General features: G+C 70.4%; 17 protein-coding genes. 5 read left to right on the top strand and 12 right to left on the bottom strand.

The annotated features are described in order from the left end of the window. Positions 1-36: 36 nt before the first annotated feature. Positions 37-426 carry a hypothetical protein gene (locus DFP74_RS04360; RefSeq protein ID WP_121180521.1) on the top strand — a complete coding sequence of 130 codons (390 nt, stop codon included), beginning with the start codon at positions 37-39 and terminating at the stop codon, positions 424-426. A gap of 61 nt (positions 427-487) precedes the next feature. Here DFP74_RS04360 and DFP74_RS04355 read toward each other — a convergent pair whose 3' ends face one another. The 7 genes from DFP74_RS04355 to DFP74_RS04325 form a co-directional block, all read right to left on the bottom strand. After that, a complete protein-coding gene (locus DFP74_RS04355) occupies positions 488-1,246 on the bottom strand; it encodes an RNA polymerase sigma factor SigF (protein ID WP_082376087.1) in 759 nt (252 codons plus the stop codon). Between the two features lie 41 nt (positions 1,247-1,287). Next, the gene (locus DFP74_RS04350; RefSeq protein ID WP_053615522.1) at positions 1,288-1,713 is read right to left on the bottom strand and encodes an anti-sigma factor; all 426 of its coding nucleotides are present in this window, start codon (positions 1,711-1,713) and stop codon (positions 1,288-1,290) included. A 124-nt stretch (positions 1,714-1,837) separates the two neighbouring features. Further along, positions 1,838-2,329, bottom strand: coding sequence for a GNAT family N-acetyltransferase (locus DFP74_RS04345; RefSeq protein ID WP_121180520.1), 492 nt, complete (start codon positions 2,327-2,329; stop codon positions 1,838-1,840). A 57-nt stretch (positions 2,330-2,386) separates the two neighbouring features. Continuing rightward, positions 2,387-2,977: a class I SAM-dependent methyltransferase gene (locus tag DFP74_RS04340; protein WP_121180519.1), complete on the bottom strand. Its 591-nt coding sequence runs from the start codon at positions 2,975-2,977 to the stop codon at positions 2,387-2,389. Between the two features lie 168 nt (positions 2,978-3,145). Next, positions 3,146-3,961 carry an amino acid ABC transporter ATP-binding protein gene (locus tag DFP74_RS04335; protein WP_121180518.1) on the bottom strand — a complete coding sequence of 272 codons (816 nt, stop codon included), beginning with the start codon at positions 3,959-3,961 and terminating at the stop codon, positions 3,146-3,148. Then, positions 3,961-4,920, bottom strand: a complete 960-nt coding sequence (locus DFP74_RS04330) for an amino acid ABC transporter permease (protein WP_121180517.1) — start codon at positions 4,918-4,920, stop codon at positions 3,961-3,963. Before DFP74_RS04330 ends, DFP74_RS04335 begins: the two co-directional genes overlap by 1 nt. 35 nt (positions 4,921-4,955) lie before the next feature. Next, positions 4,956-5,876 carry an ABC transporter substrate-binding protein gene (locus tag DFP74_RS04325; RefSeq protein ID WP_121180516.1) on the bottom strand — a complete coding sequence of 307 codons (921 nt, stop codon included), beginning with the start codon at positions 5,874-5,876 and terminating at the stop codon, positions 4,956-4,958. A 384-nt stretch (positions 5,877-6,260) separates the two neighbouring features. Between DFP74_RS04325 and DFP74_RS04320 the strand changes: the two genes are divergently transcribed. After that, the gene (locus DFP74_RS04320) at positions 6,261-7,454 is read left to right on the top strand and encodes an NADP-dependent malic enzyme (RefSeq protein ID WP_121180515.1); all 1,194 of its coding nucleotides are present in this window, start codon (positions 6,261-6,263) and stop codon (positions 7,452-7,454) included. Between the two features lie 133 nt (positions 7,455-7,587). Here DFP74_RS04320 and DFP74_RS04315 read toward each other — a convergent pair whose 3' ends face one another. Next, the gene (locus DFP74_RS04315; protein WP_121180514.1) at positions 7,588-8,226 is read right to left on the bottom strand and encodes a TetR/AcrR family transcriptional regulator; all 639 of its coding nucleotides are present in this window, start codon (positions 8,224-8,226) and stop codon (positions 7,588-7,590) included. A 77-nt stretch (positions 8,227-8,303) separates the two neighbouring features. Here DFP74_RS04315 and DFP74_RS04310 point away from each other — a divergent pair, with 77 nt between their 5' ends. After that, entirely contained in the window at positions 8,304-8,711 is a 408-nt protein-coding gene (locus DFP74_RS04310) for a RidA family protein (protein ID WP_121180513.1), read from the top strand. A gap of 90 nt (positions 8,712-8,801) precedes the next feature. On the opposite strand, the gene DFP74_RS04305 is transcribed toward DFP74_RS04310, so the two are convergent. The 4 genes from DFP74_RS04305 to DFP74_RS04290 form a co-directional block, all read right to left on the bottom strand. Beyond that, positions 8,802-9,830 carry a PadR family transcriptional regulator gene (locus DFP74_RS04305; protein ID WP_121180512.1) on the bottom strand — a complete coding sequence of 343 codons (1,029 nt, stop codon included), beginning with the start codon at positions 9,828-9,830 and terminating at the stop codon, positions 8,802-8,804. Continuing rightward, entirely contained in the window at positions 9,827-10,684 is an 858-nt protein-coding gene (locus DFP74_RS04300) for a DUF4097 family beta strand repeat-containing protein (protein WP_121180511.1), read from the bottom strand. The genes DFP74_RS04305 and DFP74_RS04300 overlap by 4 nt, the downstream gene beginning before the upstream one ends. A gap of 203 nt (positions 10,685-10,887) precedes the next feature. Continuing rightward, positions 10,888-11,061 carry a DUF397 domain-containing protein gene (locus DFP74_RS04295; protein ID WP_121180510.1) on the bottom strand — a complete coding sequence of 58 codons (174 nt, stop codon included), beginning with the start codon at positions 11,059-11,061 and terminating at the stop codon, positions 10,888-10,890. Next, complete coding sequence (locus tag DFP74_RS04290; RefSeq protein WP_199725476.1) at positions 11,058-11,819, bottom strand: Scr1 family TA system antitoxin-like transcriptional regulator; 762 nt, start codon at positions 11,817-11,819, stop codon at positions 11,058-11,060. Before DFP74_RS04290 ends, DFP74_RS04295 begins: the two co-directional genes overlap by 4 nt. Before the next feature lie 98 nt (positions 11,820-11,917). On the opposite strand from DFP74_RS04290, the gene DFP74_RS04285 reads away from it, so the two are divergent. Beyond that, the gene (locus DFP74_RS04285; protein ID WP_121180508.1) at positions 11,918-12,199 is read left to right on the top strand and encodes a hypothetical protein; all 282 of its coding nucleotides are present in this window, start codon (positions 11,918-11,920) and stop codon (positions 12,197-12,199) included. A gap of 167 nt (positions 12,200-12,366) precedes the next feature. Then, positions 12,367-12,828, top strand: a complete 462-nt coding sequence (locus DFP74_RS04280; RefSeq protein WP_121180507.1) for a hypothetical protein — start codon at positions 12,367-12,369, stop codon at positions 12,826-12,828. Positions 12,829-12,868 lie beyond the last annotated feature (40 nt).

Raw genomic sequence — 12,868 nt, 5'->3', positions numbered from 1 at the left:
CGACGGCCCGCGCCGGGGATGCTCTAGTCTCGACGGGTGTCCTCGCGTCCCGTCACCATCGTCATCGCCGCCGCGCTGGAGGCCCTGATCGGGCTCGCCGCCGGAGTGGGCGGCCTCTACAGCTTCGTCACCGCGGTCTCCGGCGACGCCGCCGACGTCACGTCGGCGATTCCGCTGGCCGTCCTGGGACTGGGGGTCGGCGCACTGCTCGTGTTCGTGGCCCGCGGCCTGTGGCAGATGCGCGACTGGGCCCGCACGCCCGTCTTCGTCACCCAGCTCTTCCTCGGGGTGGTGGCGTACTACATGTTCACCAGCCACCAGTACGCCCTCGGCGCGGTCCTGCTCGTGGTCGCGGTCAGCGCGTCCGCGGCGGTGCTCTCACCGCCGACGACCGCGGCGCTGTTCCCCGACGACTCGGAGAGGTAGCGCCGCGGCCGCCCGTGGCACCCGCGCGCGGGTCGGCGGGACCGCTCGCCCCGCCCGTGCTTCAGTCGTCCGTGGTCAGGGCCTGGCGCAGCTGCGCCAGGGTACGGGCCAGCAGACGTGAGACGTGCATCTGGGAAATGCCCAGTTCCTGGGCGATCTGCGACTGGGTCATGTTGCCGAAGAAGCGCAGCAACAGGATCCGCTTCTCCCGTGGCGGAAGCTGCTCCAGGAGCGGTTTCAGCGACTCCCGGTACTCCACGCCCTCCAGGGACTCGTCCACGATGCCGAGCGAGTCGGCCACCGCGGGCGCGTCCTCGTCGCCGCTGTCCGGCGCGTCCAGCGACACCGTCGAGTAGGCGTTGGCGGACTCCAGGCCCTCCAGCACCTCCTCCTCGGTCATCTGCAGGTGCGCGGCCAGTTCGGCGACCGTGGGAGAGCGCCCCTCCCGCTGGGACAGGTCGCTCACCGCCTTGGTGAGCGAGAGCTTGAGCTCCTGCAGGCGGCGGGGCACCCGCACCGCCCAGCCCTTGTCGCGGAAGTGGCGCTTGATCTCCCCGACGATCGTCGGAGTGGCATAGGTGGAGAACTCGACCCCGCGTTCCAGGTCGAAGCGGTCGATGGACTTGATCAGCCCGATCGTCGCCACCTGGGTGAGGTCGTCCAGCCACTCTCCGCGGTTGCGGAACCTGCGGGCCAGGTACTCCACCAAGGGCAGGTGGAGCTCGACGAGCTCGTCACGGATCCGGCGCCGTTCCGCCGAATCGGCATCGAGTTCGTTCAGGCGCTCGAACAACTGTCTCGCGCGGGCCCGGTCGGGCACCGCGTGCTCGGTCTTCGCTGTCAGAGCGGGCCCCCTTTCGCTCACGCCGACTCCAGGGTGCCGCGGCGCTTGTACAGGACGATGTAGACGCTGTCGTCCGGACCGACCCCCGCGTCGACGTCTCCGGCCAGCGCCGACAGGACGGTCCAGGCGAAGGTGTCGCGGGCGGGAAGGCGTCCGTCGGCGGTGTGGACCGAGACGGAGATGCGCATCCCCTCAGGGGTGAGTTCGAATTCCGTGGTCAGTTCTGTGCCGGGCAACGCCTGGGCGAGGAGCATCGCGCACGCCTCGTCGACCCCGATCCTCAGGTCCTCGATCTCGTCGAGGGTGAAGTCGAGGCGTGCGGCCAGTCCCGCCGTCGCCGTCCGCAGCACGGACAGATAGGCGCTGTCCGCGGGCATGTTGACGGTGACAGCGTCCCGGACGCCGATGGCGTCGGCCGTGGGCACAGCGGTTTCTTCGGTCACGTCCCTCCTTCGGGGGGCGAGGTTGCCGCTTGACTGCAATGTATCTCGTTTCACCCCCGCGCTGACGCAGGGAGACGAGATCGTGTCCACATCATCCCCGACCGGACGAGACGGACGGACCTCCTCAACCCGCTCTGGAGCCCAGAGCGGCGAGTGCGGCGCCGTCCAGGCGACGGTCCGTCCACTCGTCCAGCGAGGAGGAGCCCAGCGAGTCGTAGAACCTGATCGCGGGCCCGTTCCAGTCCAGCACCGCCCACTCCAGCCGCGGGTAGCCGCGTTCGACGCAGATCGCCGCGAGCTCCCTGAGCAGGGCCAGGCCGTAGCCGTGGCCGCGCATGTGCGGGTGGACGAACAGGTCCTCCAGGTGGATGCCGCGCTGTCCCGTCCAGGTGGAGAAGGTGAGGAACCACAGGGCGAACCCGGCGTACTCGACGGAGCCGTCCTCGCCGGTGTGCTCCGCGATGTGGCAGAAGGCGGCGGGCTCGGGCCCGAACAGCGCCTCGCGGATGTCGTCCTCGGTGGCGGTGACCGACTCCGGCTCCTTCTCGTACTCCGCCAGGTCCCCGATCATGCGGAAGATGGCGGGCGCGTCGTCGGGTCGGGCAGGACGGATCATCGGATCACCTCGGTCGTGGGGCAGGACCTCCCAGGATATGCGGGGAACGGACCCGGATCAGGCGGGCCGGTGGGCGACCAGTCGCTCGACCAGGCCGAGGAACAGGCGGTCGTGGTGGCCGACCGCGAAGCCGGCCGCCAGAGCCAGGTCCCGGGGCAGTCCGCGCGGGTGAGCGCGCCGGCGCTCGATCCACCGCAACGGGGCGCGGGCGTACTCGATGTGGTCCACCATCAGCAGCCGGCCGCCCGGCACCAGGACCCGGTACATCTCGGCGAGCGCGCGGCCCTGGTCGGGGATCGCGCACATCGACAGGGTGCACAGCACGGTGTCGAAGGATTCCTCCTCGAACGGCAGGTCCTGGGCGTCGGCCTCCACCAGGGCGACGCGCCGGCCGACCTCCTCGGCCCGCCGACGCGCTCGGGCCAGCATCGCCGCGCTCACGTCGATGCCGGTCAACTCCACGCCCGGCGGGTAGTACTCCAGGTTCCGCCCGGTCCCGACGGCCACTTCCAGGGTGCGCCCGCGGGCACCCGAGCACAGCAGCTCTCGGCTGCTCCGCAGCGCCACGCGCTCGGCGCGGCCCCAGCGGTCGCACGCGGCCGCCCTGCGGTCCCACAGCCTGCGTGCCTCTTCCGTTCGCGCGTCCATCGTCACTCCCTGAGGCAGGGTCACGTTCCGACTCTGGTACCGGCGCGGCGCCGGGTCAAGGGGAGCGCGCGTGTCGGCCGCGACCCGCCCCGGTCCGCGACACGCGCCGGGCCCCGCACTCCGGGGGAGTGCGGGGCCCGTGTCGGCGTCAGCGGTCCGGGGGCGTGCTCAGAGGACCTTGGACAGGAACGCCCGGGTGCGCTCGTGCCGGGGGTCGCTCAGCACGTCGGCGGGCACACCGCTCTCCACGACCATGCCGTCGTCCATGAACACCAGGGAGTCGCCGACCTCACGGGCGAAGCCCATCTCGTGGGTGACGACCACCATCGTCATACCGCCCTCGGCGAGGTCGCGCATGACGTCCAGGACCTCACCGACCAGCTCCGGGTCCAGGGCGCTGGTCGGCTCGTCGAAGAGCATCAGCGACGGCTCCATGGCCAGCGCGCGGGCGATCGCCACGCGCTGCTGCTGGCCGCCGGAGAGCTGTTCGGGGTAGGCGTTGGCCTTGTCCGGCAGGCCCACCCGCTCCAGCAGTTCCAGGCCCAGGGCCAGGGCCTCGGACTTGGGCTTGCGCTTGACCTGCACGGGCGCCTCGATGACGTTGCCGAGCACGGTCAGGTGCGGGAACAGGTTGAAGCGCTGGAACACCATGCCGATGTCGCTGCGCTGGAGGGCGATCTCGGTGTCCCGCAGCTCGTACAGGCGCCCGCGCCTTTGCCGGTAGCCCATGAGCTCGCCGTTGACCCACAGCCGCCCGGCGGACAGCTTCTCCAGGTGGTTGACGCAGCGCAGGAACGTGGACTTGCCCGACCCGGACGGGCCGATGATGCACATGACCTCGCCCCGCCGGACCTGCAGGTCGATCCCCTTGAGGACCTCCAGGCGGCCGAAGTTCTTGTGCACGTCCTCGGCCACGACGAGGGCGTCGGCGGGCAGCGCGGTGCCCTCGGCGGTCTCCACGACCGACTCGTTGGTCTGCGACATCAGTGCCTACCTCCGACGATGCGGTCCTTGACACCGCGTCCGCTCCGGTTGAACCGGCGTTCGATGAAGTACTGGCCGACCATCAGCACGCTGGTGATCGCCAGGTACCACAGGCAGGCCGCGACCAGCATCGGGAAGATCTGGTAGCTGCGCGTGCCGATCGCCTGGAGCTGGTAGAAGAGCTCGATCGTCACCGGGACGTAGGCCAGCAGGGCCGTGTCCTTGAGCATCGCGATGGTCTCGTTGCCCGTCGGCGGGATGACCACGCGCATCGCCTGGGGCAGGGTGATCCGGCTCAGCACCTTGGACCGGCTCATGCCCAGGGCCTGGGCCGCCTCGGTCTGGCCCTTGTCCACCGACTGCAGGCCCGCGCGGATGATCTCCGCCATGTAGGCGCCCTCGGACAGCGACAGCGCGAGCAGGCCCGCGGTGTAGCCGCTCAGCAGGGTGCGGGCGTCGATCTCGAAGAAGCGGGCGTCGCCCTCCAGGCCGAGCCACGGCATCCAGTAGTTGTCGAAGGGCAGGCCGATGGCGATGGTCGAGTACAGGATGGCCAGGTTGCCGAAGAGCACCGCCAGCACGAGGCGGGGCACACCGCGGAAGAACCAGGTGTACATCCAGGAGACCGTCACCAGGACGGGGTTGCCCGACAGCCGCATGACCGCCAGGAGCACGCCCAGGACGACACCGATGACCATGGACAGGACGGTCGCGCTGAGAGTGATCCACACACCGCGCACGACCGGCGGCGAGAACATGTTGTCCCACATGAACGGCCAGTTGAACGCGTCGTTCGTGAACAGCATGTGCACGAACATGGCCGCGAGGACCAGGATGGCGCCGGCGGCCGCCCACCGCTCGGGGTAGCGGACGGGGACGGCGGTGATGGGGTCGGCCGACCGGCCCGGGGACGGGGTCGCCGCCCCCGGGCCGCTGGGCGGCTCCTTCGGTGATGACAAGGGTCAGACTTTCGCTCGTGGTGGTCCTGGCTCTACTACTCCTCGACGGAGGGGTTGACCTCGGCGGCCTCGATCGCGCCGGCGCTGATGCCCCATTCGTCCAGGATCTGCTGGTAGGTGCCGTCCTCCATGATGGAGTTGAACGCCGCGGCCAGGGCCTCGGCCATCTCCGGGTCGTCCTTGTGCGTGACGATGCCGTACGGCGCCGCGTCGTACTGGTCCCCGACGAACTCCAGCACGCCCTCGCCGGTCTGCTCCAGGGCGTAGGCGGCGGTCGGCATGTCGGCGAGCGAGGCGTCGTTCAGGCCGGAGACGATGGTCTCGGTGGCCTGGGGCTGGCTCTGGAACTTCTCGATCGTGATCGGGTCCTCGCCCTCCTCGACGCAGGCCTCGCTGCGGGCCTCGATGTCCTCGTCGTGGGTCGTGCCCGACTGCACGGCCACGCGCAGGCCGCAGGGGTTCTCCGGGTCGACGCCCTCGGGGTTGCCGGACTGGACGAACCACTGGGTGCCGGAGGAGAAGTAGCCGACCATGTTCACGGCCTCCATACGCTCCTCCGTGATGGTGAAGGAGGAGGAGCCGAGGTCGTAGGTGCCGGTGTCGACGCCGATGATGATGGAGTCGAAGTTGGCCGAGACCCACTCCGACTCCAGGTCCAGCTTGGCCAGGGCGGCGTCGAGCAGGTCGACGTTGAAGCCCAGGACCGTCTGGCCGTCCTCGTCGAGGAACTCGCCGGGCGGGTACTCCGACTCCACGCCGATGCTGACGGTGCCGGCCTCGCGGATGTCGTCGGGCACCATGGCCGCGAGCTCCTCGTCGGCGGACACCTCGGGGGCCTCGGGGGTCTCGGAGGCGGTGTCGTCCTCCCCGCCGCCACAGGCGGACAGGGTGAGCACGCCGGCGGCCGCCAGGGCCGCGAGGGACGTGCGATGCGACAGTGGCTTGTGCGTGGCCATGGTCAGGGTCTCCTTCTAGCGCACGGCGTGCCCGATGAACAGTCGGCAGAAAGGCCGCATGTCGATCATGAGCACCGTTCAGGACATTATGTGTCAAACCATCTTGTACCGGTGACATCACATCGTCCCGACCCGCGATGCTCCTCGGGTCACCGTTGTGAGAGGATTGCGTAACGGGTCATCCCCGTGAGAGGCGGCCGCGCAGTACTCGCATAAGAGTCAGGCGAAGACTGTCCCCCTCCGGCGACACATCCGGTCATGGCCGACCGGCGCCGAGGAGGGCTCCCCTAGCACCCACACGTCATCGCGCGCGAACCGCTCCATCGTTCAGTCCGCCCCGTCATGGCCGACGCGGGCGTACACGCAGACCGAGGGGTTTGAGAAGTGACCACCGATTCGCGTACCCAGAACGCCTATGCCCATCTGGATGAGGATCCCGCCTTCGCCCTGCACCGGGGCGGCAAGCTGCAGGTGACCTCCTCCGTCGACGTCAGCGACCACGCGGGCCTGGCGCTGGCCTACACCCCGGGCGTGGCCCGTGTGTGCGACGCCATCGCCGAGACCCCCGAGCTCGTCGAGACCCACACCTGGAAGAGCAACCTGGTCGCCGTCGTCACCGACGGCACCGCCGTGCTCGGCCTGGGGGACATCGGCCCCGAGGCCTCCCTGCCGGTCATGGAGGGCAAGTCGCTGCTGTTCAAGCAGTTCGGCGGCGTCGACTCCGTGCCCATCGCGCTGGCCTGCACCGACGTCGACGAGATCGTCGAGACGGTCGTGCGGATGGCACCGTCCTTCGGCGGCATCAACCTGGAGGACATCGCCGCGCCGCGCTGCTTCGAGATCGAGCGCAAGCTGCGCGAGCGCCTGGACATCCCCGTCTTCCACGACGACCAGCACGGCACCGCGATCGTGACGGTCGCCGCCCTGCACAACGCCGCGCGCCTGACCGGGCGCACCCTGGGCGACCTGCGCGCCGTGGTGTCCGGTGCAGGCGCCGCGGGCGTCGCCGTCACCAAGATGCTGCTCGACGGCGGTATCGGCGACATCGCCGTGGCCGACTCCAAGGGCATGATCTACCAGGGCCGCGAGGGCCTGACGCCGGTCAAGCAGGAGCTGGCCGACATCAGCAACCGGGCCGGGGTGCGCGGCTCCATCGAGAGCGCGCTGGTCGGGGCCGACGTGTTCATCGGCCTGTCGGCGGGCGAGGTGCCCGAGTCGGTCGTGGCCACGATGGCCGACGACTCGATCATCTTCGCGATGGCCAACCCCAACCCGGAGGTGCACCCCGACGTCGCCCGCAAGTACGCGAGCGTCGTCGCCACCGGGCGCAGCGACTTCCCGAACCAGATCAACAACGTGCTGGCCTTCCCCGGCGTGTTCCGGGGCGCGTTCGACGCCGGCGCCACGGACATCACCGAGAACATGAAGCTGGCCGCCGCCACCGCGCTGGCCGCCCTCGTGGGTGATGACCTGACCGCCGACTACGTCATCCCGAGCCCCTTCGACGAGCGGGTGGCCCCGGCGGTCGCCGAGGCGATCGCCGAGCAGGCGCGCAAGGACGGCGTCGCCCGCCGCTGACGCGGACCCGGCATGGAGCGGGCCCGGCGCGATCGCGCCGGGCCCGCTTCGCGTCCGCGCCGCCCGCGCACGGATCTCGACGGTGTCGATCCCGCTGCGTCCGTCGCCGACCCGCGCGAGGCGCGCGTCGTCCTCATCGAGGAGTCCGGTCCCCCTCGGGCGGGAGCAGTCGCTCCCAGCCGAGTTCGACCGACCGGCGGCACCGCTCGGGTGCGTCCCCCGCGCTGGTGAAGAGCGCGGTCAGCAGGGGCACGCCGTGCCCGAGCGCCTCGTGCGGCAGCGGGCCGGTGGCCACGAGCGAGGCGAGCCCGTGCCCGATGGTCCAGCTCTGCGTGGCCAGTCGCAGAGGGTCGACCGTGTCGTGGAAGCGACCGCTCTCCTTGGCCCGTTCGACGGCGCGGACGAGAGCGTGCAGGGTCGCGTCCGCGGCGCCGGCGTCCTCGAGGTCGAAGCCCGCGTCGAACATGACGCGGTAGAGATCGGGGTTCTCCCGGGCGTTGGCCACGTAGGCGGCGCCGAGTGCGGCGAGGTCCCGCACCGGGTCCGCGGACGCCTCGACGCCCCCGAGTTCGGCGGCCAGGCGGGTGAAGCCCTCCTGCCGCAACGCCTTCCACAGGCCGTCCATGCCGTCGAAGTAGGTGTAGACGGCCATCGTCGACACGCCCGTCCCCGCGACCAGCGTCCGGAGGGTGACCGGCTGCCTCGTCCGCAGCATCCGCGCGGCCCTGTCGAGCAGCAGGGAGCGGATCGCGGGGTCCTTCGTTCTCGCCATGGCCCCACAATACATATCAACGCTATGCTTTGGCCGGGACGCTCTCCCGCTCCTGACGCCAAGAGAAGAGGCCGTGCATGTCCGTGACGCTGGTCAACCCCGAGGGACTGCCGAAGCCCGAGGCCTACCGGCAGCTGTCGATCGCCACCGGATCGAAGCTGGTGTTCCTCGCCGGGCAGGTCGCCCGCGACGCCGACGGTCGGCCCGTGGGCGCAGGCGACCTCGCCGCCCAGGTCGAGCAGTGCTACCTCAACGTCGCCACCGCGCTGGCCGAGGTCGGCGGGTCCTTCGACGACGTCGCGAAGCTGAGCGTCTACGTCGTCGACTGGACGCCCGACAAGATGGCGCTCCTGGGCGAGGGGGTGGGCCGGGCGGCGGAGAAGCTGGGCGTCGACCCGGTCAAGCCGATCACCCTGCTGGGCGTGGCCGCGCTGGGCGAACCGGACCTCCTGGTCGAGGTCGAGGCCACCGCGGTCCTCGACTAGCCGACGCCGGTGGCCGACACCGTGCCCTGACGCACGAACAGACCCGGAGGGCACGCCCCCGCGGCGCCTCCGGGTCTGTCCTCGTCGGTCCTACTTGTCCTCGCCAGGCCGCTCGGGGTGGTCGACGGCCTCGCTCCACGGGTCACCGGACCCGCCGGACCCGCCGGACGGCGGCATCGGCGTGGCCTCCGGGGCCTCGGTGCCCTGGTCCGGCGCACCGGTGTCCGACGGAGCGTCGGCCTCCGGCGCGGGCGCGGGCGTCTCGGTGTCGGACGAGGGCGGAGTGTCGCCCGGAGCGGCCTCGGGGCCCTCCTTCTCGTCGCGGACCGGACCCCAGTGGCGCATGTCCTTGCGGATCACCTCGATGGTGTCGTCGAGGATGCGGCGCAGGTCGCGCGCGGCGGCCTCGCCCACGTGGCCCGCCTCGCGGGTGACGTCGCGGACGCGCTCGCTGAAGTCGCGCAGCGCCTGGTCGAACTCCGGTGCTCCCTGGCGCTCGGAGTCGCCCCGGCCCCACACGGCGCCGAACGCTCCGAAGCCCTGGGCGAAGCGCTCCCACTCGCGGGCCCACGGGCTGCCCTCGGGGCCGCAGCGGCCGCGGTCGCCGTCCTTGCCCTGCTCGGACCCGCCCTCACCCGTCTGCTCGGAGGTGTCGGAGGCGTTCGCCGACGCCTGCTCCTCCTTCGCCCGGTCCTGGCCGGGCCCCGGGTCGGCGGACTCGGGCTCGGAGCGGCGCACGCCGCCCGCGGCGAACTTCAGCTCCTCGCGCAGCGAGCTGATGGTGGCGCGCACGTCCTGCTTGACCGCGCGCGCGATGTCGCGCACGGAGTCGGTGATCTCGCGCTCCAGATCGTCCAGGTCGCCGCTGCGCTCGCGCAGCTCGGCACGCCCCTTGTCGGTGAGGCTGTAGACCTTGCGGCCGCCCTCCTCGGTGTGGGTGACCAGCCCTTCCTCCTCCAGACGGGCCAGTCGGGGGTAGATGGTGCCGGGCGAGGGCGAGTACACGCCCAGGAAGCGGTCGCGCAGCAGGCTGATGATCTCGTAGCCGTGGCGAGGGCTCTCGTCCAGCAGCTTGAGCAGGTACAGCCGGAGTCTGCCGTGGCCGAAGATGGTGCTCATTCAGGGGCTCCCTCGGGGATCGCCGCGGGCGCCTCGGGTGCGCGGCGCAGCAGCGCGGTACGGGCGGACACGGTGGTGGTCGTGATGGTCGCGGGGTCGACGCCGACGCCGATCTTCCCGCTGAGGATGCTGCGGGCGGGCGCGGTGCGCCGGTCCAGGCCGAAGTCGGAGTCCAGCTTGCCCTTGACCGAGCGCATCTCCACCGTCGCGGAGGTCTCGGAGGGCACTCGCAGGGCGATCTCGCCGGAGACCGAGTTGAGGCGGACCCGCCCGGAGGGGGCGATGTCGGTGTCGGCGAGGACCTGGCCGGAGGCCGTCTTGGCCCTGAAGTCGGAGAGCCGCCCTCCTGCCACGGCGAGCTGACCGCTGACGCTGTTGAAGCTCAGGCTGCCCCGCGGTCCGCGCACGGACGCGTTGCTGGAGGCCGTGGTCACCTCGGTCTCGCCGGTCACGTCGTCCAGGGTGATCTCGCCGGACGCGGTCTTGATGCTCGTGCGGGAGCTGAGGCCGGCGGCGACCACGGGCGCGCTGACCGTGGAGACCTCGACCGGGCAGTCCGCGGGGATCCGCAGGTTGACGGTGGCCTTGCGGGTACCCATGCCCTTGTAGCTGTTGAGCTGGATGGGACGCAGCCGTTCGAGGAGGCCGTGGCCGGTGAGGTCCTCGTAGTGGATGGTGAGGATGCCCGCCTCCTGGGTGACCAGGACGGGCTCGCCGACGATGTCGGTCACCTCGAAGGTGACCGGGTCGTCGGTGGGGAGGATGTTGACGTGACCGCCGATGATCCGGACGCGCAGTGCGACGATGCCGTCCAGGGTCTGTGTCATCGGCTGATCGATGGTCCAGCGTGCCATCGTGCACCCTTTCACTCGCTCGATGTCTTCACGATATGTCGCGAGTGGGGGTAACTCAAGATATGTCGCGGATTTCCGGGGGCGTTTCGGGGACGGCTCCGGGTTCTCCCGGAGCCGGACACGACGAACCCCCGGACGCCGGTCCGGGGGTTCGCGTGGTTCTTGGGGGCCGAGGGCTCGGGTCCGTCGCCGGGCGGGGACGCCTAAGCCACGGAGCGCACCCCGGCGAGCAGGGCCGTCCACTCGGCGCGGGGGACCGTCAGGTGCCCGGCGTCCCGGTTCTGGGTGTCGCGGACGTCCGCGCCAGTCGCATGCTCGCGGACCTCAACGCAATTGCCCCCGGTGTTGCTGTAGGTGCTCTTGTGCCAATCGTTCATGCGAGATCCTTCAGAGCTTCGAGAGAGAGTCGGGCGGGGAGCGCGTCCGCCATGGCTCCCGTGACCAGCGCGGAGAGCCTGTCATTACGGTCGGCGTCGTAGATGACGTTACCGTCTATGTGATCACTGGAGATAACGGTCTCACCCGAATCCAGGCGGAACACCAGCACCGGTGAGGTCACGCTCAACAGGATTGACCCCTCCGGAACCAGGTGGACCCGCACCCGCCCCTCCTCGGAGAGCGTGGTCAGATGCGCTGCCTGCTCCTTGCGCACAGTGTCGTCGAAGCTCGTGATCCCGTAGATGGGAAAGACCGCCGTGATCCGAAGCTGAGGTACCTGGGGCAACCGCTCGGTGCGGATCCGTGCGAGACGCGCGATCTCCTCGTCGGAGGCGGCGGGGTACCACGCGCGGAACACGGCACCGGCGTACAGGGGGCTCTGGAGATACCCGGGGACCAGGGCGGGCGAGGCGGCCTGGACGTGCCGTGCACGCGTCTCGATGTTCATGAGCGGCCTGGCCCATTCCGGTGTGGACTTCCCTGACCTGGCTAGTCGCCACGCGGAAATGAGCTTGCCTTGTGCGCTCAATAGCTGGTCCAGCTGTTCGGCGGTCTCCCGGAAGGGCAGAGCGTGCCCGCATACCCACCTGGACACGGACGCGGCCGAGCAGCCGAGGTGGGAGGCCAACTGTTGCTGGGTCAGTCCCGAGAGTTCGCGGTAGGTGGTGAGCACTTCCTGGAAGGGGGGTTCGCTCATACGCGCAAGATTACGCGCGGCTCCCAGAATCTGTCAGGAAGTTACGAGAATCGCACAGGTAGTGGAGGGAGACACGCTGGTCGGCGGACTCTGGGCGCATGGAACTCCACGACCCTCGCATCGCTTACCTCCGTGACCTCCAGCGGGCGCTGGCCGACCGGCAACTGGGCAGCAAGCTCGCCCAGACGATGCACCGGGGCGAACTCACGCCCACGCTGTGCTGCGACCCGTACCTCGGCCAGGCGGCCGTACGGGTCGAAGACGACCAGTACACCTTCCTCGGCGTCACCACGGCCCGGGTGAGGGTGTCCGTCACCCGTCCAGAGGAGTGCCTCAGCGAATTGATCAGGCAACGCGCCGGACGCACGGTTCGGACGTAGGGCCTGAGCCCAGCCGGTGGCGGGGGAGACCCCTGACCTGCGATTCAATGGGACCGCTCTCAATGAATCCGGACAGAAAAGGTTGATCCCCCGTGCATCCCCCAGAACCCGCCTCACTCCCGCGGGAACCGGTCCCCCTCCGAGCGACGGCCGCTGCACCTCCGGCCATGCCCCGAGCCCTCCGCGTCCTGCGGGCACTCTTCAGCCTGAAGGCGACCCTCAGCGCACTGACGTTCCTCTTCGTCGCGTTCCTGCTGCTCAGCCTGTACTTCTACACCCCGCCCGGCTACCGCGAGTGGCTCGCCGAGTTGGGCGTCTCCGTACCCCGGCTCTGGGGCTGGGCTCTCATGTACCTGCTCGGCACGATCGCCTACACCGCCGCCGCGGTCCTTCTGGGCAAGGGGGGACGGGACGCCCGCGACACCGTGCTCGTCATCCTGGCCCTCGACGCGCTCGTGATCATGGCCGACACGGCGATGCTGCTCGCCGGGGACCCGCTGGTGGACCACTGGGTGGTCGGGGTGATGGCCTGGACGTTCGTGGTCGTGCCGCGGCTGTTGGTCCCCGCCCTGTTCCTGCTGCTGCTGACCACCAAGGCCAGCCGGGCGTGGCTGCGCGCCACGGACTGACACCGCGCACGCGGAAGGGGCCCGGATCGCGTGCGCGATC

The sequence above is a fragment of the Nocardiopsis sp. Huas11 genome (assembly GCF_003634495.1).
In the GTDB taxonomy this organism is placed as follows: Bacteria; Actinomycetota; Actinomycetes; order Streptosporangiales; family Streptosporangiaceae; genus Nocardiopsis.
The sequence above is the reverse complement of the archived record's forward strand: the minus strand, read 5'-3'. Positions and strand labels throughout refer to the sequence as shown.